Raw genomic sequence first — 18,929 nt, 5'->3', positions numbered from 1 at the left:
TCTCTGTCATGACTGAGCTCGAACGACACACCTACGACGTCGTCGTGATCGGGGCCGGCGGCGCCGGCCTGCGGGCGGCGATCGAGGCCCGCGAGCAGGGCAAGCGCACCGCGATCGTGTGCAAGTCGCTGTTCGGCAAGGCGCACACCGTGATGGCCGAGGGTGGCTGCGCGGCCGCGATGGGCAACGCGAACTCCAACGACAACTGGCAGGTCCACTACCGCGACACGATGCGCGGCGGCAAGTTCCTGAACAACTGGCGGATGGCCGAGCTGCACGCCCAGGAGGCCCCGGACCGGGTCTGGGAGCTGGAGTCGTACGGCGCCCTGTTCGACCGGACCGCGGACGGCCGGATCAGCCAGCGCAACTTCGGCGGCCACACCTACCCACGGCTGGCGCACGTCGGCGACCGCACCGGCCTGGAGCTGATCCGCACCCTGCAGCAGAAGATCGTCTCGCTGCAGCAGGAGGACTTCGCCGAGACCGGCGACTACGAGGCCAACCTCAAGGTGTACGCCGAGTGCACCGTCACCGAGCTGCTCAAGGACGGCGACGCGATCTCCGGCGCGTTCGGGTACTGGCGCGAGTCCGGCCGGTTCATCCTGTTCGACGCCCCGGCCGTGGTGCTGGCCACCGGCGGCGTCGGCAAGTCCTTCAAGGTGACCTCGAACTCGTGGGAGTACACCGGTGACGGGCACGCGCTGGCGATGCGGGCCGGCGCGACCCTGATCAACATGGAGTTCATCCAGTTCCACCCGACCGGCATGGTCTGGCCGCCGTCGGTGAAGGGCATCCTGGTCACCGAGTCGGTCCGCGGTGACGGCGGCGTGCTGAAGAACTCCGAGGGCAAGCGGTTCATGTTCGAGTACGTGCCGGACGTGTTCCGGGCGCAGTACGCGGAGACCGAGGACGAGGCCGACCGCTGGTACAAGGACCCGGACAACAACCGGCGTCCACCGGAGCTGCTGCCGCGCGACGAGGTCGCCCGGGCGATCAACTCCGAGGTGAAGGCCGGCCGCGGCACCCCGCACGGCGGGGTGTTCCTGGACGTGTCGTCGCGGCTCCCGGCCGAGGAGATCACCCGCCGGCTGCCGTCGATGCACCACCAGTTCAAGGAGCTCGCGGACGTCGACATCACCGCCGAGCCGATGGAGGTCGGCCCGACCTGCCACTACGTGATGGGCGGTGTGGAGGTCGACCCGGACACCGCGCAGTCCGTCGTACCCGGCCTGTTCGCGGCCGGTGAGGTGGCGGGCGGCATGCACGGCTCGAACCGGCTGGGCGGCAACTCGCTGTCCGACCTGCTGGTGTTCGGCCGCCGGGCCGGCATGGGCGCGGCGATGTACGTCGACTCGCTGCAGAGCCGGCCGAAGATCGCCGAGGACGACATCGACAGTGCGGCGCGCGAGGCGCTGGCGCCGTTCGAGCTCGAGGGCGGCGAGAACCCGTACTCGATCCACCAGGAACTGCAGCAGTCGATGAACGACCTGGTCGGCATCATCCGCAAGGAAGAGGAGATGGAGCAGGCGCTCGGCAAGCTCGCCGAGTACCGCGGCCGGATCGCGAAGATGACGGTGGAGGGTCACCGGCAGTTCAACCCCGGCTGGCACCTGGCGCTCGACCTGCGCAACATGCTGACCGTGTCGGAGTGTGTGGCCAAGGCCGCGCTGCAGCGGCAGGAGTCGCGCGGCGGCCACACCCGCGACGACTACCCGACCATGTCGGCCGAGTGGCGCAAGAAGCTGCTGGTCTGCGGGCTGGACGCCGACGGCGGCGTGACCGTGACCGAGAAGGAGCAGGTCCCGATGCGGGACGACCTGCTCGAACTGTTCGAGCTCGACGAGCTGAAGAAGTACCTCACGGATGAGGAGCTGCCCGCTCATGGCTGAGCGAAGCGAAGGCATCAACAAGCACTGCGAGCTCTGCTCATCGGCGCCCGGAGCGAAGCGAGGACGTCGATGAGCTACAAGGGGAAATTCCGCGTCTGGCGGGGAGATGCCGAGGGCGGTGAGCTCAAGGACTACGAGGTCGAGGTGAACGAGGGCGAGGTCGTCCTCGACGTGATCCACCGGCTGCAGGCGACGCAGGCGCCGGACCTCGCGGTCCGGTGGAACTGCAAGGCCGGCAAGTGCGGCTCCTGCAGCGCCGAGATCAACGGCATGCCGAAGCTGATGTGCATGTGCCGGATGAACACGTTCGAGGAGGACGAGGTCGTCACGGTCACCCCGATGCGCACCTTCCCGGTGATGCGGGACCTGGTCACCGACGTCTCGTACAACTACACCAAGGCGCGGGAGATCCCGGCCTTCACCCCGCCGGCGGACCTGAAGCCGGGCGAGTACCGGATGCAGCAGGTCGACGTGGAGCGCTCGCAGGAGTTCCGCAAGTGCATCGAATGCTTCCTGTGCCAGAACACCTGTCACGTGATCCGGGACCACGAGGAGAACAAGGAGAACTTCTCCGGTCCGCGGTTCCTGATGCGGATCGCCGAGCTGGACATGCACCCGCTCGACGCCGCCGACCGCCAGCACGAGGCGCAGGAGCAGCACGGCCTGGGCTACTGCAACATCACCAAGTGCTGCACCGAGGTGTGCCCCGAGCACATCAAGATCACCGACAACGCGCTGATCCCGATGAAGGAGCGCGTCGTCGACCGCAAGTACGACCCGCTGGTCTGGCTGGGCAACAAGATCCGCCGCCGCCCGGCCTGAGTCGCGCGGAAAGCCCCCGGTCCCGGACCGGGGGCTTTCTGCTGCCCGGCTCAGGGACACGTCCATCGCGCGGGTGATCCGGCCCAGCCGGCACAGCACCTACTGTTCAAGGCATGGACGCGGTGATCTTCGGGCTGGTCAACATCGTCATCTTCATGGTGATCTTCGTGCCGGTCGCGCAGCGGTTGCTGGGCGTGCGGTTCGGGCTGGTGCGGCTTGCGGCCGGAGCCGGGCTGACGCTGGCGTTGTTCAACCCGATCGCGCGCGGACTGGTCGGGCCGCTGCCGTTCCAGGGGTCCGGCGCGGCCGCCGTCGCGTTGTTCGCCCTGACCACGCTGTGCTCGGTGCTGTCCGGCCTGATCTTCCTGGTCCTCGCCGAGGCGATCGTGCCGACCGGGTCGTTGCCGCGGGCCCGCGATCTGCGCCGCGACCTCACCGGCCGGATCGCCCGCACCAAGCGTTACCTGCAGATCCTCCGGATCGCGATCCGGCACGGCCTCGGGCCGTACCTCCGCGGCCGTCGCCGTCCCGGCCGGGAGAACGCGGCCGGCCAGGCCGAGCTCGCCCGCTCGCTGCGGCTGGCGCTCGACGAGGCCGGCGTCACCTTCGTCAAGCTCGGCCAGGTGCTCTCCACCCGCAGCGACGTCATCCCGGCCACGGTCGCCGACGAGCTGAGCCGCCTGCAGGACCAGGTCTCCCCCGCGCCGTGGCCGGAGATCGAGTCCGTTGTCACCGAGGAGCTCGGCGCACCACCGCACCTGGTGTACGCCGACTTCGACACCGAGCCGCTGGCCGCCGCGAGTGTCGCCCAGGTCCACAAGGCGCGCCTGCCCGAGGGACACGACGTCGTGGTCAAGGTCCAGCGGCCTGGCATCGGCGCGGTCGTCGAGCGGGATCTCGACATCGTCCGGCGACTGGCCCGGCTGCTGGAGCGGAACACCGACTGGGGCCGGGCGATGGGCGTCCGCGCGCTCGCCGACGGGTTCGCCGACGCGATGCGCGAGGAGCTCGACTTCACCGTCGAGGCCGGCAACATGGCCACCGTGGCGGCCGGCCAATCGGTTGCCTCGAACAACGACCTGGTCGTCCCCGAGCTGTACCCGCGCGCCTCGGCCCGCCGTGTGCTGACGATGCAGCGCCTGGACGGCATCGGCCTCGGCAACGCCGCCGATGCGATCGCCGACCGAGGCCTGGATCCGGCGCGGCTCGGCCGCACGTTGTTCGACTGCCTGCTCGGCCAGGTCGCGATCGACGGCGTCTTCCACGCCGACCCGCATCCCGGCAACTTCCTGCTGCTGACCGACGGCCGGATCGGCATGCTCGACCTCGGCTCCGTCGGCCGGCTCGATCCGGCCACCCGCGAGGCGTTGCAGCGGTTCCTGCTCGCGATCGACCACGGCGACCCGGTCGCGGCGACCGATGCCCTGCTGGAGATCGTCTACCGCCCGGACGTGATCGACGAGCGCGGTCTCGAACGCGCCGTCGGCCAGTTCATGACCCGGCACCTCGCGGCCGGTGTGGCGCTGGGACCGGCGATGTTCAACGACCTGTTCAAGATCATCACGTCGCACGACCTCGGCGTACCCCCGGAGGTGGCCGCGGTGTTCCGCGCGCTGGCCACCATCGAGGGCACGATCTCGCGGATCTCCCCCGGGTTCGACCTGGTTGCCGCGTCGCGCCAGTTCGCCGCGGCACATGTGACGGACCGCCTCGCGCCGGACGCGTTACGCCGTACGGCGACCGAGGAACTCGCCACGTTGTTGCCGATGTTGCGGCGACTGCCCCGCCGGATCGACCGGATCGCCGCCGCGGCCGAGAGCGGACGCCTCGGGCTGAACGTCCGGCTGTTCGCGGACGACCGCGACCGCCGGCACATGACCACGCTGCTGCACCAAGCCCTGCTCGCCGTCCTCGGCGCGACCGCCGGGCTGATGGCGGTGCTGCTGCTCGGGACGCCGGGCGGCCCGAAGATCACCGAGACGATGACGCTGTACCAGCTGTTCGCCTACAACCTGCTGGTGATCTGCGTGGTCTTGGTACTGCGCGTTCTCGTGCTGGTGTTCCGGCTCCCCGACAGCAGCCGGTCTTGACTGATCTTGCTCGCGGTCGCCGGCCTGTGGTCCGACCGGCGCGGCCCGATCCCGACCCTGCGCACCGGCGCGATCGCCTTCACCCTGGCGCAGTTGCTGGTCGGTACGGCGACGGCGATGCCGATGGTGGTCGCGGGGCGTCGGCATGGGCTTGAGCTCGTCGAGCCTGTCGGTGCTCACCCTCGACCTGTCCGACGCCGGCAACTCCGGCCGCACCAGCAGCTCGGCCCAGATGGCGGCGACCATGAGCATCGCCACCGCGCTCGCGGTCAGCGGCACCTTGCTCGCCACCCTGCTCACCGCGGGTCGAGTGCGCCGCGTGGATTCGGTCTAGAGTGTGGCGCATGGCTGAACTGCTGACCGATGACCAGATCGACGCTGCGATCCGCGACCACCTGCCGCTGTGGAAGTTCGCGGACAACGCGCTGGTCCGCAGCATCAAGCGGGAGACGTTCCTGGACGGCATCCGCCTGGTCGCGACGGTCGCCCAGCTGGCCGAGTCGATGAACCACCACCCGGACATCGACATCCGCTGGACCACCATCACGTTCCGGGTCAGCAGCCACGACCGCGGCGGCATCACCGACGACGACCTCGTCCTGGCCCGCCACATCGACACCGCCGCCGGCTGATCTCAGCCGACGTGCTGGCGCACCCCTAGCAGGTTGCCGTCGGGGTCCCGGACGTACGCGAGCCGCCCGACCCCGGGAAGTTCCTGTGGGTCGCTCGCTGCTGCCCCACCGCCGCGGGCCACCGCGTCCAGCGTGGCGTCGAGATCCTCGACGGCGATCCAGGGAATCGCGGGCTGCTGCTGGTACTCCCGCGTCATGATCGCACCGTCGATCCCGTCGCCCGGTCCGGTCGACGCGACCAGGTAGCCGCCGACGAACGGTGACGACTCCGTCGTCCAGCCGAACGCCGTTGCGTAGAAGGCTGCTGCCCGGTCCAGGTCGGTAGCCGTCAGCTCGACATGAATGATCCGTCCCACCGTGCACTCCTTCGATGTTTGCGGTCTGTGCCTTCAGCCTGTCCCGGCCGGCCCGCTGGCGTCTTGGACAGATCTCTCATGCATCAGCGCTGCGATCCCGTTCTCCAGCTCCCGGAACGACGACGCGCTCACACCCGTGTACTTCTTGAAGTCCCGGGCCGCGTGCGCTTGGTCGTAGTACCCGTGCAGCGCCGCCAACGTCGCAGCGGCATCAGACGGTCCGCCGAGCAGCCCACCGACGAAGTGGAAGAACCGCACGATCTCGCTGAACTTCTTCGGGCCCACACCGGTCAGCGCGCTGAACACGCGATGCAGGGTCGGGTACGACGTACCGAGCTCGGCGGCCAGGGTCGCGACCGGCAGGCCACCGCGGCTCTCGTCGATCAGCCGCACGGCCCGATCCACGAGGTCCGTCTGCAGCGGACACAGCCGGGGTTGCAGGAAAGCCGCTAACTCGGCCGCCCGCGCCGCGCCGAACTCCCGCCGTCGAAGCGCCCGCATCAGGCTGTCCGTCGTACCAGGACCAAGCCAGCCGTCCAGCGACACCACGCCGTCGACCAACCCGCCCGCAACGCCCAGCGCGGCGACTCCCCAGGGTTTCAGCTCCACGCCGGCGTAGCTCGACGGACCGGACTGGGTGAGGACGTGCGGCCTGGTCATGATGCCGAACAGGGAGGCGTCGTTGACCCACTGCGCGCCGCTCACCGGATCGTGCCGTCGGCCCGGTTCTGCCAGCGCGATCGCGAGAGCCGGTCGGCCGTTCGGGATCAGGATCTCGCGGTGCACTTCGCTGGATCCCGCGGACTCGATCATCCAGTAGTGCTCGACGACGTCACGCTGCTCGTCGGGTGGAGGAACGCGGAGGTAGGCGACCACGGGCTCACGATATGTCCGCTTCACGTCATGTCGTGCGTCCGCCACCGACAGTGCTGACTCCGGAACACGCTCAAACCATCGGGCGGCATACCTGGGTCTGGCCGAGGAGCGGTAAGTCTCTGACTCGCCGGGATCGGATACCGTTGGCGAGTGACGTCTGCCGAGGAGTACCGCCTGCTGGGGTTCAGCGACGAGGACCGCGCCGCCGCCGAGGCCTTCGAGGCGGACCCCGCCGTGGTGAAGGACCTGGCCGACCAGCTGCGGGCGGAGCTCGGCAAGCTCGGCGCCGAACCGCAGCTGCGGATGCCCGAGGACCCGCGCAACTCCGTCCAGGCCTTCCTCGAGACGCTGCCGGACATCCGGCGCTACCACGCCGAGCGCGGCATCCCGGACGACATCAGCTGGGCCTCGCTGGCCGACCTCGGGCAGCAGCTCAAGGTGCATCGCCGTACCTTCGGCGAGTACGGCCTGGAGACGCACTGGTGGATGACGATCCACTGGACCGGCCAGCTCTACGCGCTCGGCCGGCTGCAGTACCTGCTGCACCAGGTGCCGGCCGACAAGCCGGTGCCCGGGACCGAGCCGGGTGAGTGGATCATCGGTGTCCACATCCCGGAGACCGGCCCGCTGACCCCCGAGCTCGTCGACGACAGCCTCGCGCGGGCCCGGGAGTTCTTCCCGCGCTACTTCCCGGAGTACCCGGTCAAGACGGCGAACCTGTGGTCCTGGCTGATCGACCCGTACCTGCTCGACAACCTGCCGCCGGACTCGAACATGGTCCGGTTCGGCCGCCGCTTCACGCCGTACGGGGAAGCGAACGACAGCCAGGACAGCGCGATCTTCTTCACGTTCCGCACCCACGGCCTCGACAAGCTGGACGAGCTGCCGCAGGACACCACGTTGCAGCGGCTGGTGGTCGGGCGGATCAAGTCCGGCGGCACCTGGCAGAGCGCCTACGGCTACCTGCGGCTCTAGGTCGACCGCGGTACGCCGTACCTGGTCAGCCAGGCGAGGTACCCGGGCTCGGAGGCGTCGTACAGCATCCCGCGCTGCGCCATCGCCTGCCGCATTACGGCGGCGCGCCTCGATCGTCCGTCGAACCACGCCGGACCAGTCAGGATGGTCAGTGACACGCCGTTGCGGCAAAGTCGGGACAGACGCGTCATGCAGCCAAACGGTGCACACTCTCCACCAGTTCGGCGTCGCTGGCAGCAGCTGCGAAGTTCAACCGCAGGTATGCGCCCGGCGGCTCAGCAGCGAAGTGCCGAGCACCAGCGCCGACAACCACGCTCCGAGCCGGTGCTTCCGCCTGCAGCCGCAGTTCATCGTCCGCGGAGGGCAACCGCACCCACAGGTGCAGTCCGCCCGTCGGCAGCCTGTCTACGGTCCACTCAGGCAGAAGCTCACCGAGAGCAGTGGCCAGGACCCGACAGCGACGCCGCAGCTCGGGTGCCAACGAGCGGAGGTGCCGATCCCACCCGGACGAGCCGAGTAGCTCCACCGCTGCCTCCTGCAGCGGCCGCGCGACGAAGAAGTCGTCGACGTGCCGACTCGCCCGCAGCCGCTCCGCCACCGGGCCGCGCGCAATCAACGCACCAATCCGGAAGCTGGGCGCAGTCAGCTTGGTCAACGAGGTCAGGTACACCACCGTGCCCTGCGCATCGTCGGTCAGCAGCGGTCGCGGCACACCGGTCCCGTGGCCGAGCAGCCGGGAGGCATCGTCCTCGATCACGAAGGCATTCGCAGCCCGGGCGACGTCCAGGACCTGCACTCGTCGCTCGGCGGTGAGCTCCGCACCGGTCGGGTTGTGGTGCGCCGGCTGACAGTAGAAGACCCGTGAACCGGTCTGCTCGAACGCCTCGGCGAGTAGGTCGGGACGGACGCCGTCCGCGTCGACGGGCACCGGAACCGGCCGCAACCCCGCGCTCCGAGCTGCGGCGAGGGCTCCGTGGTACGTCGGCGACTCGACCAGAACCGGGCTGCCCGGAGCGGCGAGCGCCCGGAAGGCGATCGACAACGCGTTCTGCCCACCTGCGGTGATCAGCACATCCTCAGGCGCCGCGTCCACCGCGGCCGCGAACAGCGACCGCAGCGGGGCGAGACCGCTGATCGGCGCCCTGTCCCACGCATCGGGCCGCCGCGCCGCCCGCACCAGCGCCGCAGTCATCGCCTTGCCGGGCTGAAGCGACCGATGCAGGTACCCGCCGTCCAGCATCACCGCCCCCTCCACCGGTACGCCGAGATCGTCCGCAACCGATCTGGTGTCGATGGTGCGATCGGCCAGTGCGAGCGACTGCCAGCCAAGATCGGCCGGTTTCGCGGCCTGGCGGCGAGGAGCGACGTACGTGCCGCTGCCTGGACGCGCCACGACCAGGCCCTCGGCGACCAGCCGCGCGATCGCCCGGGACACCGTGCCCGGACCGACCTCGTGCCGGGCCATCAGCTCGCGACTGGCCGGCAACCGATCACCCGGACGCAGGCCGGCAACCGTGCGACGCAGCTCACCGACCAGCGCGCCGACCGAAGTGGTACTGTCATTCATGAGAGCAAACAATAGCGCTACTGCGACTGCTGGAGAATTGCTACTGGACTCGCTGCGGGCCGATACCCCGGGCGTCGAGCACGTAGTCCACTTCAACAACGCCGGCTGCGGGCTGCTCCCCCGGCCGGTTCTCGCCGCAGTCCAGGCCCATCTCGAGCTCGAGGCGACGATCGGCGGCTACGAGGCCGCGGCGCAGCGCTCGGCCGCCGTCCGCGGTTTCTACACCGAGGTCGCCGCCCTGCTGAACACCAGCCCGGACAACATCGCCTTCGCCAGTAGCGCAACCCACGCCTATTCGAACGCCCTGTCAGCCATCGACTTCGCCCCGGGCGACGTCATCCTGACCACCCGGAACGACTTCGTCTCGAACCAGATCGCCTTCCTGTCCCTGCGGCGCCGGCGTGGCGTCGAGGTGATCCACGCCCCGGACCTGCCGGAGGGCGGCGTCGACGTGGCCGCGATGGCCGAGCTGATGCGCAAACACCGGCCGCGGCTGGTCGCCGCCACCCACGTTCCGACGAACTCGGGACTGGTCCAGCCGGTGGCCGAGATCGGCCGCCACTGCCGCGACCTCGACCTGCTGTACCTGGTCGACGCGTGCCAGTCAGTCGGTCAGCTGCCCATCGACGTACAGGAGATCGGTTGCGACTTCCTCACCGCGACGCCGCGCAAGTTCTTGCGAGGGCCGCGGGGCACCGGCTTCCTCTACGTGTCCGACCGGGTCCTGCGCGCAGGCCACGAGCCGCAGTACATCGACATGTACGGCGCGCAGTGGAGCGGGCCGGACAGCTACCAGGCTGTGGAGACCGCGGCTCGCTTCGAGGACTGGGAGTTCCCGTACGCCGCGCTGCTCGGGTGCGCGGAGGCGGTCCGGTACGCACGGGAGGTCGGGATCGAGCCTGGTGGCAGCCGAGCCCGACAGCTGGCGGCCGGGCTGCGGGAGCGGCTCAGGCCGCTGCCAGGGGTGACGGTGCTCGACCAGGGACCAGATCCGGCGGCGTTGGTGACGTTCAGCATCGACGGCTGGGAGAGCGCGCCGTTCAAGGCGGAGCTGGACAAGCGGCGGATCAACTCGGCGCTCAGCTTCCGGGAGTTCGCGCAGTACGACTTCGGCGACAAGGACGTCCAGTGGTGCCTGCGGTTGTCGCCGCACTACTACAACACCGAGGCGGAGGTGGAACTGGTGGCCGCCGCGGTCGAGGAGCTGGCTACTCGGCGATGACCTTCGCCGCGCGGCGCCGTACGGCGATCCGGCGGGAGGTCTCGATCACCAGGCCGATCAGGAACGCCAGGCTGAGGCTGAAGCCGAGCGCCTTCAGCGAGTCGTGCGCGAACGCGTCACCGCCGAGGTAGCCGAGCAGAGCGACGTACGTGTACGCGATGGTGACGCCGGCGAAGGTGAAGACGAAGAACTTCTTGAACGAGTACCGGGTCGCGCCGGCGGCCAGCGTGGCGACCATGCGCGCGCCGGGGACATAGCGGACCGTCATGAGGATCAGTCCGCCGCGGGAGTGCAACGCGGCGGACACCTTGTCGTACGCCGCCTGTCTGCGTTCCTGGCGCTTCATCCAGCGGTGCAGGGCCGGGCCGGAGCCACGGCCCATGAAGTAGCAGACCGACTCGCCGATGACCGAGCCGAGCATCGCCAGCACGATCACGAGCAGCAGGTTCTGGTGTCCCGCGGCGGCGGCCATGCCGGCCGTGACCACCAGGCCCTCGCTCGGGATCACCGGGAAGACCGCGTCGATCGCGGCCGCCAGGAACAGCACAAGCAGCAGCCAATGCGAGGCCATCGCGACACTGAGCAGCTGTCGCGCTGCCTCCATCAACTCTGTCACCCGGCCAAGGATGCCATCCGAAGCCAAACCCGCCACAATCCCATCGCTGTGATTCAGCGGGGGTTCACCCGTTGTTCAGCACGCCCACGAGCTCGGTGCGGGAGTGGACGCCGAGCTTCGCGTAGACCTTGCGCAGGTGGTACTCGACGGTCTTCGGGCTGAGGAACAGCCGGGCCGCCACCTCGCGGATGCTCTGCCCGTCCGCGAGCAGTAACGCGATCTGCCGCTCCTGAGGTGTCAGCTCGTCCGCCGTACTCGGCACGCGCCGACGTGCGGTCTCGCCGGTCGCCTTCAGCTCCATGGCCGCCTGGTCGGCCCACCCAGCGGCTCCCAGCTGATCAAACGCTTCAACGGCAGCCCGTAACTGCGTCCGCGCGTCTACGCGTCGCCGGGCGCGCCGGAGCCAGCCGCCGTACGCCAGCTGGGTCCTGGCCCGCTCGAACACGTCCAGCGTCTCCGCATGCCACCTCAGCGCCCGCTCGAACGCCTCCTCGCGCTCGTTCACCACGCCCCGCACCCGAGCCGCCCGCGCCAACGACCACGGCTGCCCCTTGGCCTCCGCCTGCACGACGTACTCCCCCGCGACCGTCACCGCGTCGTCAGGCCGCCCCAGCCGCAGATACACCTCCACCAACTCCGGTGCCGGCGACAGATCCGGGTCCCTGAGCCCGTTGGACGCCAGTACGTCGACCAGCCGCTCGTACTGCGGTAACGCCGCCGCCGGATCGCCACGACCCAGCTCGTAGTCGCCCAGCGCGAACAACGACCACACCGTGCCCAGGTGGATCTCCCGCTCGGTGCAGATGCGCAACGCCTCCGCTGCAAGCTCCTGGCACTCCGCACGGCCCTGGTGCGCAGCCAGCCAGGCATGACCGGCCAGATTCATCGCCAACTCCGTCGTCTGCCCGGTCTCCCGCGCCAGCCGGACACCTTCGTCGTACGACGTGACAGCGTCGGCCCAGCGGTCAGTAGTGGCGTCGTCGCGCGCCAGCACGAACAGCAGCCCCGGCAGCGCGCCCAGCGCGACCTGGTCCCGGCGCTCCAGCATCGCCTGCTGCAGCAGTGCTCTGCCCGTGCCGCTCTCCCGCAGGAACAGCGGCGCGATCGCCATCCACACCTGCCGCCGCCGGTCGCGGTCGAGCTCGTCCGACGGAGCCAGGTCGACAGCTTGGCGGATCTGGTCGGTCCCGCCTTGCCCAGCAAGGATCTTGGCGACGCCGCTGGCCAGCATGCCGATGATGCGTGGCCCCTGGCGCTCGACAGCGGGGAGCAAACGGTCGATCTCCTTCGCAGCGGCCAACGCAGTCGCCGTGTCACAGATCCGGAAACACGCGCTGACCGAATCGGCCAGCAGCACAGTGGCTGTGGCCTCGTCATCGCTCTCCACGGCGGCCGCGACCAGGATGTCGCGTGCTCGAGCAGGCGAACCGCACTTGACCGCTATGTCGCCGCGGACCTCCTGCGCCCGCAGCTTGGTCGTCGGCGGTGGCTTCAACGCCAGTACTTCGTCCAGAAGCGCGTCTGCCCAGTCCGGGAGGCCCGCAGACCATGCGGCCTCACCTGCAGCGACCAGTCTGGCCGCACGGTCCGTCAGTACATCGCTCAGTCGAGCCGAGCGCTCGTAGGCGGTGGCCGCGACCGAGTACGCGCCACGCCCTGCTGCGTGCTCCGCTGCAAGCTCGAGTCTGGACGCCACCTGGTCGTCAAAGCCGAGCACAGTCTCGGACAGATGCCACGCCCGCTTGTCCTCGTCCTGCGTCGCTCCCGCCACCGCCCGATGCACAGTACGGCGCTCTGCCGCGTCAGCACTCATGTAGATCGCCGACCGAACCAGCGGATGACGGAACTCGACACGACCATCCCGCATGGCCACCAGAGCAGCAGTCTCCGCCTCGGCGAGCGCTCCGATGTCGACCCCCAGCTCCTTGCAGGCTCTCGCCACCACACCCAGCTCACCATCGTCGACGGCTGCCGCGAGCAGCGCGGTGCGCGCGGCCGGACTGAGCCGGTTTGCCCTTGTGGTGAAGGCCTCCGCGAGCAGCGCCGGGACAGGCACGGGCACACCAGGTGACAGCCGACGCAGCTCGTCGGGCTCCCCCGCCAACTCCAGCAGCGCCAGGGGGTTGCCGGCGACGGTCCGGTGCAGCTGAGCCACCAGGTCGACCGGCAGGCCGCGCACGAGTTGCTGTGCGGCCTCCAGCGGCACGCCATCGAGCGGAAGGGTCGGCAGGTCGGCCTCCGCGAGCGGATGTGACTCGTGCTGCCGGGCGGCGATCAGCAACATGATCGGGTCCGCGAGGAGCCGCCGTGCCGCGAACAGCAGGGCTTCCGCCGACGGACGGTCGAGCAGGTGCGCGTCGTCGACGATCACGGCGACCGGTGCCTGCTCGGCGTACCGGCAGATCAGGCTGAGCGTCGCAGCACCGACCGCAAACCGGTCGGGCGTGCTGTCCCCGGGGCTGAGCGCCAGCGCAGCAGCCAGCGCCGCCTGCTGCGGGCGCGGGATCCGGTCGAGGTCCGGCAGCGCGGGCCGGAGGAGTTGGTGGAGGGCTCCGAAGGGCACGTCGTGTTCGGCCTCGGTGCCGCGGGCGCGGAGCAGGCGGAGGCCTTCGGTCAGGCCGGCGGCCTCGTCGAGGAGCGCGGTTTTGCCGATGCCCGGCTCGCCGGTGACCAGCAGCACGCCGGCCACCCCCACCCGGGCCCCCGCGACCAGCTGCTCGATCGCCCGGCGTTCGGCCTCCCGCCCGATCAGCATGTCTCGCAGTCTGCACCAGGTGGGCCACCTGATGCGACGGGCGAGCAGCCTTGCCTAGGTTCGCCGTACTGACTAGCAAGGGGGCGGAGAACATGACTGTCGCAATCGACGGCGAGAAGCTGATGGGGCTGGTCTACCAGGCCGTGGACGAGGTGGGGGCGACGCTGAACGCGGCGCTCGTGGTGATGGGCGACCGGCTCGGCTACTACCAGGCACTCGCCGAGGACGGGCCGGCGACACCGGGAGAGCTGGCCGAGCGGACCAACACCAGCGAGCACTACACCCGCGAGTGGCTGAACGCGCAGGCCGCGGGCGGTTACGTCGAGTACGACCCGAGCACCGGCGAGTACACGCTGCCGCCGGAGCAGACCGTGGCGCTCACGGATCCCAGCAGCCCGGCGTACCTGCCCGGCTTCTTCCAGATCGCGCTCGGCACCGTGCAGCACACCACGGAGACGATCGAGGCGGCACGCAGCGGTGCGGGGATCGGGTGGCACGAGCACACCTCCGACGTGCATGTCGGGTGCGAGCGGTTCTTCCGGCCGTCGTACAACGCGAACCTGCTGACCAGTTGGCTGCCCGCGCTCGAAGGCGTGGTGGACAAGCTGGAGCGGGGCGCGAAGGTGGCGGACATCGGCTGCGGCCACGGGTCGTCGACCATCCTGATGGCGCAGGCGTTCCCGCGGTCCGAGTTCGCCGGCTCGGACTACCACCGGGAGTCGATCGAGACGGCCCGGCTGCGGGCGGCCGAGGCCGGTCTGCAGATCAGCTTCGAGGCTGCGCCGGCGGACAGCTTCAGCGGATCCGGGTACGACCTGGTGACGACGTTCGACGCGCTGCACGACATGGGCGACCCGGTCGGCGCTGCCCGCCACGTCCGGGAGGCACTTGCGCCCGACGGCACCTGGATGGTGGTGGAGCCGATGGCCGGCGACAAGGTCGAGGACAACCTCAACCCGGTCGGCCGCGCGTACTACGGCTTCTCGACCCTGCTGTGCACTCCTGGGTCGCTGTCCCAGCCGGTCGGGCTCGCTCTGGGCACCCAGGCCGGTCCGGCACGGATCCGGGACGTCACGACGGCAGCCGGGTTCACCAGGTTCCGCACGGTCGCGCAGACGCCGTTCAACCTGGTGTACGAGGTACGGCCCTGAGACATTGAGGGCAAGGGGGCAGAGCGATGACTCAGAGACCTGCGCTGACACCTGATCTGCAGGGGACGGTGGAGCGCGACGGGGTGACGATCGGCTACGCCGTGCACGGCACGGAGGGACCGGCAGTGCTGCTGTTGCCGACGTGGTCGATCGTGCCGTCCCGGATGTGGAAGGCGCAGGTCCCGTACCTGTCCCGGCGCTACCGGGTGATCACCTTCGACGGCCGCGGCTCCGGGCGCTCCGACCGGCCGGTGGGCCCGGACGCGTACAACGACTCCGAGTTCGTCGCGGACGCACGCGCCGTACTGGACGCGACCGAGACCGAGTCCTGTGTGCTGGTGGGGTTCTCCCGGGGCTGCCCGTGGGCGCTGCAACTGGCGCTGGCGCAGCCGGAGCGCGTGCTGGGGATCGTGTGCATCGGTCCGGCGACCAGGCTGGCGCCGAAGCTGGAGGAGCGTACGCAGTGGACGTTCCACCAGCGCCACGAGGCCACAGAGGGCTGGGCGAAGTACAACCGGTACTACTGGACCGAGGGCGGGTACGACGACTTCCTCGAGTACTTCTTCGAGCAGCTGTTCAACGAGCCGCACTCCACCAAGCAGATCGAGGACTGCGTGGGTTGGGGAGGGGAGATCAGCCCCGAGCGGCTGGTGGACACCGAGCTTGCCCGGGAGGTCCACCAGCCGCCGGAGCTGCTCACCAACGTGTCCTGCCCGGTGCTGGTGATCCACGGCGAGCAGGACGCCATCCGGCCGCACCTCGAAGGCGTGATGCTGGCCGAGGCGACCGGCGGCTCACTGGTGACCGTCGAGGGCGGTGGCCACGCGCCACACGCCCGCGACCCGGTCATCGTCAACCGGCTGCTGCGTGACTTCATCGACCGGGTCGCTCCGCGGCCGGTACGGCGTACCTGGGTCCGGGCGATGAGCCGGCCGAAGCGGGCGCTCTACCTGTCGTCACCGATCGGACTCGGCCACGCCCGGAGGGACCTGGCGATCGCACGGGAGCTGCGCACGCACCACCCGGACCTGCAGATCGACTGGCTCGCGCAGCATCCGGTGACGCGCGTGCTCGAAGACGCGGGCGAGTCCGTCCACCCGGCGTCGTCGTACCTCTGCAACGAGTCCACGCACATCGAGTACGACGCCGGCGAGCACGACCTGCAGGTGTTCCAGACGATCCGGCGGATGGACGAGGTCCTGGTCGCGAACTTCCTCACCTTCGCCGACGTCGTCGCCGAGCGCCCGTACGACCTGGTGATCGGGGACGAGGCGTGGGAGGTGGACTACTTCCTGCACGAGAACCCGGAGCTCAAGCGGTTCGCGTACGCCTGGATGACGGACTTCGTCGGCTGGCTGCCGATGCCGGACGGCGGCGCCCGCGAGGCCCGGCTGACCGCGGACTACAACGCGGAGATGATCGAGCACCGCGCCCGGTACGGCCGGCTGCGGGACCGGTCGGTCTTCGTCGGCGACCCGGACGACATCGTCGACGCCTCCTTCGGCCCCGGGCTGCCCAGGATCCGCGAATGGACCGAGCGCAACTTCGACTTCGCCGGCTACGTCACCGGGTTCGTCCCCGAACGAGTCGACCGGACGACGCTCGGCTACCCCGCGGACGGCCTGCTCTGTGTGGTGACGGTCGGCGGATCCGGGGTCGGATCGTCGCTGCTGCGCCGGGTGCTCGACGCGATCCCGGCGGCGCGGCGTCTGGTGCCCGAGCTGAACTTCGTGGTGGTCACCGGCCCGCGGATCGATCCCAGCAGCTTCCCGTCGATCCCAGGCGTGACGCTGCGCGGCTACCTACCGGACCTGCACCGTCACCTGGCCGCCGCGGACCTCGCCATCACCCAGGGCGGCCTCACCACCTGCATGGAGCTCACCGCCGCCCGCGTGCCGTTCATCTACGTCCCGCTGCAGCACCACTTCGAGCAGAACTTCCACGTAGCCGCCCGCCTGGACCGCTACAACGCCGGCCACCGCCTCACCTACACCGAAGCCGCCGACCCGGCCTATCTCGCTGAGACGATCGCCAAAGCTCTGAACACCGAACCCGACTACCGGGCAGTGGAGTCAGACGGCGCCGCCCGGGCCGCCCGGCTGCTGGCCAACCTGCTGTGAACGCTTGACAGATACTTCACCAATTGGTGAAGTGTTCTCCGTGCTGACGACGACCTTCGGGGCGCTGGCGGACCCGACCCGGCTGGCGATCGTGAGCCGGCTCAGCCGGGGTGACGCGACCATGGGCGAGCTCGCCGAGCCGCACCGGATCACCCTGCCCGCGATGACGAAGCACGTCGGGGTGCTGGTGGATGCCGGGCTGGTGACCCGGCGGAAGGTCGGCCGGACGGTGGTGTGCACGATCCGGCCGGAGGCGTTCACTGAGGTCGAGGACTGGCTCGGCGACCTCACGACGTACTGGAACAGCACGGTCGACCGGCTGGAAGAACTGCTGCGAGGAGGCGGGGATGGAACCTGACATCCGGATCGAACGGGTGCTGCCGGCAACCATTCGGAAGGTGTACGACGCGTGGACCCGGGTGGAGCTGCTGACCCAGTGGTACTGCCCGAACCCGGAGCTGGAGCTCAAGGTCCAGGCGGACGTCCGGGTCGGCGGTGACTACGTGGTCGAGATGGGCCCACACGTTGTCCGCGGCACCTACCTCGAGGTCGAACCGCCGTACCGGCTCGCCTTCAGCTGGCACTGGGACGGCACCGCCGGCGCGCCGACCCGAGTCCAGGTGGAGCTGTCCGAAGTACCCGAGGGCACCCGGATGCTCCTCACCCACACCGGCTTCACCACCGCCGAGGACGCGGCCAACCACCGCCAGGGCTGGGAGCCGGAGCTGGGCCGGCTGGCCGGATTGCTGAACGCTCAACGGGCCGCTCGAGCCTGACATCCAGGCACTGGAATGGTCGAGCCCCGGGCGGCAACCCGGGGCTCAGGCGGATGGATGGACAGTTGGCGGAATCAGCTGCCGGACTTGCGCCGGAATTGGCGCTTCTGCTTGTCGTTGTGCGCCTCGCCGACACCCTCACGCCGCGTCCCGGAGCCCGGGTGCGCGTGGTGATGAGCGTTCTTCTTCTCGAGCGCTTCACGGAACTTCTTCTGCAGATCGTCCGCCGGCTTGCTGGACTTGTCGCTCATACCGTCTCCTTCAAACCGTCAGGCGTACGGACCCACGCTAACCAACAGTAACCCCTGACCGCGACCCGATTACCGACCGTTGGCCTGTCTCAGCCTGGGAAAAACCCCGGCCGAGCGCGGCGAACCTTGTTAGGTTCGAGCCGACGAAAGGGGATCTTCGTGCTGGTCAGCGGTGAGGCACTGCTCGGAATCGCACTGGTCGAGCTCGGCCTGGTGCTCACTCCCGGGCCGAACATGATCTACCTGGTGTCCCGATCGGTCGCCCAGGGCCGCCGCGCCGGGCTGATCTCGCTGGCCGGCGTGGGCGTCGGCTTCACGGTCTACACGATCGCCGCGAGCGCGGGACTCGCCACGCTGTTCGCGCTCGTCCCCGAGATCTACCTGACGCTGAAGCTGGCGGGGGCGGCGTACCTGCTCTGGCTCGCCTGGAACGCGTTCCGCCCCGGCGGCAGCTCGGCCTTCGCGACCCAGGAGCTGGAACCCGACAGGCCGCGGAAGCTGTTCGGGATGGGCCTGCTCACCTGCCTGCTGAACCCGAAGATCGCGATCCTCTACATCTCGCTGCTGCCCCAGTTCCTCGACCCGTCGCGCGGCCACCTCGGCGCCCAGAGCCTGATCCTCGGCCTGGTCCAGAGCGCGGTCGGGGTCGCCGTGAACGCGGTCTTCGTGATCACCGCCGGCTCGGTCGCCGTCTTCCTGGCCCGCCGCCCGACCTGGATGCGCATCCACCGCTACCTCACCGGCACCGCCCTCGCCTTCTTCGCCATCCGCCTCGTCACCGACCGCGCCCGGCCCCTCGCCACTCACTAGGCCTAATTGATGTGCGGCGGG

Annotated in this window: 19 protein-coding genes; 12 read left to right on the top strand and 7 right to left on the bottom strand. The window is 69.7% G+C overall.

What is annotated here, in order from left to right:
* The first annotated feature begins 8 nt into the window (after window positions 1–8).
* The 5 genes from ACWCOV_RS15060 to ACWCOV_RS15040 all read left to right on the top strand — a co-directional run bounded on the left by ACWCOV_RS15060 (window position 9) and on the right by ACWCOV_RS15040 (window position 5,433).
* Window positions 9–1,889 carry a fumarate reductase/succinate dehydrogenase flavoprotein subunit gene (locus ACWCOV_RS15060; RefSeq protein ID WP_449829815.1) on the top strand — a complete coding sequence of 627 codons (1,881 nt, stop codon included), beginning with the start codon at window positions 9–11 and terminating at the stop codon, window positions 1,887–1,889.
* Between the two features lie 69 nt (window positions 1,890–1,958).
* Complete coding sequence (locus ACWCOV_RS15055) at window positions 1,959–2,711, top strand: succinate dehydrogenase/fumarate reductase iron-sulfur subunit (protein ID WP_449829814.1); 753 nt, start codon at window positions 1,959–1,961, stop codon at window positions 2,709–2,711.
* A gap of 113 nt (window positions 2,712–2,824) precedes the next feature.
* Window positions 2,825–4,801, top strand: a complete 1,977-nt coding sequence (locus ACWCOV_RS15050; protein ID WP_449829813.1) for an ABC1 kinase family protein — start codon at window positions 2,825–2,827, stop codon at window positions 4,799–4,801.
* Between the two features lie 145 nt (window positions 4,802–4,946).
* Complete coding sequence (locus tag ACWCOV_RS15045) at window positions 4,947–5,135, top strand: hypothetical protein (RefSeq protein ID WP_449829812.1); 189 nt, start codon at window positions 4,947–4,949, stop codon at window positions 5,133–5,135.
* Window positions 5,136–5,145: 10 nt separating this feature from the next.
* Window positions 5,146–5,433 (top strand): 4a-hydroxytetrahydrobiopterin dehydratase, encoded by a 288-nt coding sequence (locus tag ACWCOV_RS15040; RefSeq protein WP_449829811.1) that lies wholly within the window; start codon window positions 5,146–5,148, stop codon window positions 5,431–5,433.
* Window positions 5,434–5,435: 2 nt separating this feature from the next.
* Here ACWCOV_RS15040 and ACWCOV_RS15035 read toward each other — a convergent pair whose 3' ends face one another.
* Window positions 5,436–5,789, bottom strand: a complete 354-nt coding sequence (locus ACWCOV_RS15035; protein ID WP_449829810.1) for a VOC family protein — start codon at window positions 5,787–5,789, stop codon at window positions 5,436–5,438.
* A gap of 33 nt (window positions 5,790–5,822) precedes the next feature.
* The gene (locus ACWCOV_RS15030; RefSeq protein ID WP_449829809.1) at window positions 5,823–6,665 is read right to left on the bottom strand and encodes a helix-turn-helix domain-containing protein; all 843 of its coding nucleotides are present in this window, start codon (window positions 6,663–6,665) and stop codon (window positions 5,823–5,825) included.
* 150 nt (window positions 6,666–6,815) lie between these two features.
* Between ACWCOV_RS15030 and ACWCOV_RS15025 the strand changes: the two genes are divergently transcribed.
* Complete coding sequence (locus tag ACWCOV_RS15025; RefSeq protein WP_449829808.1) at window positions 6,816–7,640, top strand: acyltransferase domain-containing protein; 825 nt, start codon at window positions 6,816–6,818, stop codon at window positions 7,638–7,640.
* On the opposite strand, the gene ACWCOV_RS15020 is transcribed toward ACWCOV_RS15025, so the two are convergent.
* On the bottom strand, window positions 7,637–7,831 hold the full coding sequence (locus ACWCOV_RS15020; protein ID WP_449829807.1) for a hypothetical protein: 195 nt from the start codon (window positions 7,829–7,831) through the stop codon (window positions 7,637–7,639). The two genes, ACWCOV_RS15025 and ACWCOV_RS15020, sit on opposite strands and share 4 nt — an antisense overlap.
* Window positions 7,828–9,207 carry an aminotransferase-like domain-containing protein gene (locus ACWCOV_RS15015; RefSeq protein ID WP_449829806.1) on the bottom strand — a complete coding sequence of 460 codons (1,380 nt, stop codon included), beginning with the start codon at window positions 9,205–9,207 and terminating at the stop codon, window positions 7,828–7,830. Before ACWCOV_RS15015 ends, ACWCOV_RS15020 begins: the two co-directional genes overlap by 4 nt.
* On the opposite strand from ACWCOV_RS15015, the gene ACWCOV_RS15010 reads away from it, so the two are divergent.
* On the top strand, window positions 9,206–10,429 hold the full coding sequence (locus ACWCOV_RS15010; RefSeq protein ID WP_449829805.1) for an aminotransferase class V-fold PLP-dependent enzyme: 1,224 nt from the start codon (window positions 9,206–9,208) through the stop codon (window positions 10,427–10,429). The genes ACWCOV_RS15015 and ACWCOV_RS15010 overlap by 2 nt on opposite strands.
* Here the strand turns inward: ACWCOV_RS15010 and ACWCOV_RS15005 are convergent.
* Complete coding sequence (locus tag ACWCOV_RS15005; protein ID WP_449829804.1) at window positions 10,416–11,045, bottom strand: DedA family protein; 630 nt, start codon at window positions 11,043–11,045, stop codon at window positions 10,416–10,418. The two genes, ACWCOV_RS15010 and ACWCOV_RS15005, sit on opposite strands and share 14 nt — an antisense overlap.
* 64 nt (window positions 11,046–11,109) lie before the next feature.
* The gene (locus tag ACWCOV_RS15000) at window positions 11,110–13,800 is read right to left on the bottom strand and encodes a helix-turn-helix transcriptional regulator (RefSeq protein ID WP_449829803.1); all 2,691 of its coding nucleotides are present in this window, start codon (window positions 13,798–13,800) and stop codon (window positions 11,110–11,112) included.
* Between the two features lie 92 nt (window positions 13,801–13,892).
* Here ACWCOV_RS15000 and ACWCOV_RS14995 point away from each other — a divergent pair, with 92 nt between their 5' ends.
* The 4 genes from ACWCOV_RS14995 to ACWCOV_RS14980 are packed head-to-tail and all read left to right on the top strand — an operon-like array spanning window position 13,893 to window position 17,847.
* A complete protein-coding gene (locus ACWCOV_RS14995; protein WP_449829802.1) occupies window positions 13,893–14,951 on the top strand; it encodes a class I SAM-dependent methyltransferase in 1,059 nt (352 codons plus the stop codon).
* 26 nt (window positions 14,952–14,977) lie between these two features.
* Window positions 14,978–17,071 carry an alpha/beta fold hydrolase gene (locus tag ACWCOV_RS14990; protein WP_449829801.1) on the top strand — a complete coding sequence of 698 codons (2,094 nt, stop codon included), beginning with the start codon at window positions 14,978–14,980 and terminating at the stop codon, window positions 17,069–17,071.
* A 40-nt stretch (window positions 17,072–17,111) separates the two neighbouring features.
* Window positions 17,112–17,429: an ArsR/SmtB family transcription factor gene (locus tag ACWCOV_RS14985; protein ID WP_449829800.1), complete on the top strand. Its 318-nt coding sequence runs from the start codon at window positions 17,112–17,114 to the stop codon at window positions 17,427–17,429.
* Window positions 17,419–17,847, top strand: coding sequence for an SRPBCC family protein (locus ACWCOV_RS14980; protein WP_449829799.1), 429 nt, complete (start codon window positions 17,419–17,421; stop codon window positions 17,845–17,847). Before ACWCOV_RS14985 ends, ACWCOV_RS14980 begins: the two co-directional genes overlap by 11 nt.
* A 74-nt stretch (window positions 17,848–17,921) precedes the next feature.
* Here the strand turns inward: ACWCOV_RS14980 and ACWCOV_RS14975 are convergent, their stop codons facing one another.
* The gene (locus ACWCOV_RS14975) at window positions 17,922–18,098 is read right to left on the bottom strand and encodes a DUF5302 domain-containing protein (protein WP_449829798.1); all 177 of its coding nucleotides are present in this window, start codon (window positions 18,096–18,098) and stop codon (window positions 17,922–17,924) included.
* 159 nt (window positions 18,099–18,257) lie between these two features.
* Here ACWCOV_RS14975 and ACWCOV_RS14970 point away from each other — a divergent pair, with 159 nt between their 5' ends.
* Window positions 18,258–18,908: a LysE family translocator gene (locus ACWCOV_RS14970; RefSeq protein ID WP_449829797.1), complete on the top strand. Its 651-nt coding sequence runs from the start codon at window positions 18,258–18,260 to the stop codon at window positions 18,906–18,908.
* Window positions 18,909–18,929: the final 21 nt, after the last annotated feature.

Source organism: Kribbella sp. NPDC002412 (genome assembly GCF_053592935.1).
This window is presented reverse-complemented; position numbering and strand designations above follow the sequence as displayed.

Bases quoted from the DNA above. Each gene is read 5' to 3' on its own strand.
- ACWCOV_RS15000 (WP_449829803.1), bottom strand. From the start codon at position 13,800: ATGCTGATCGGGCGGGAGGCCGAACGCCGGGCGATCGAGCAGCTGGTC.
- ACWCOV_RS15010 (WP_449829805.1), top strand. From the start codon at position 9,206: ATGAGAGCAAACAATAGCGCTACTGCGACTGCTGGAGAATTGCTACTG.
- ACWCOV_RS15045 (WP_449829812.1), top strand. From the start codon at position 4,947: ATGGGCTTGAGCTCGTCGAGCCTGTCGGTGCTCACCCTCGACCTGTCC.
- ACWCOV_RS14995 (WP_449829802.1), top strand. From the start codon at position 13,893: ATGACTGTCGCAATCGACGGCGAGAAGCTGATGGGGCTGGTCTACCAG.
- ACWCOV_RS14975 (WP_449829798.1), bottom strand. From the start codon at position 18,098: ATGAGCGACAAGTCCAGCAAGCCGGCGGACGATCTGCAGAAGAAGTTC.
- ACWCOV_RS15040 (WP_449829811.1), top strand. From the start codon at position 5,146: ATGGCTGAACTGCTGACCGATGACCAGATCGACGCTGCGATCCGCGAC.
- ACWCOV_RS15060 (WP_449829815.1), top strand. From the start codon at position 9: ATGACTGAGCTCGAACGACACACCTACGACGTCGTCGTGATCGGGGCC.
- ACWCOV_RS14980 (WP_449829799.1), top strand. From the start codon at position 17,419: ATGGAACCTGACATCCGGATCGAACGGGTGCTGCCGGCAACCATTCGG.
- ACWCOV_RS15020 (WP_449829807.1), bottom strand. From the start codon at position 7,831: ATGACGCGTCTGTCCCGACTTTGCCGCAACGGCGTGTCACTGACCATC.
- ACWCOV_RS15055 (WP_449829814.1), top strand. From the start codon at position 1,959: ATGAGCTACAAGGGGAAATTCCGCGTCTGGCGGGGAGATGCCGAGGGC.
- ACWCOV_RS15015 (WP_449829806.1), bottom strand. From the start codon at position 9,207: ATGAATGACAGTACCACTTCGGTCGGCGCGCTGGTCGGTGAGCTGCGT.
- ACWCOV_RS15050 (WP_449829813.1), top strand. From the start codon at position 2,825: ATGGACGCGGTGATCTTCGGGCTGGTCAACATCGTCATCTTCATGGTG.
- ACWCOV_RS14990 (WP_449829801.1), top strand. From the start codon at position 14,978: ATGACTCAGAGACCTGCGCTGACACCTGATCTGCAGGGGACGGTGGAG.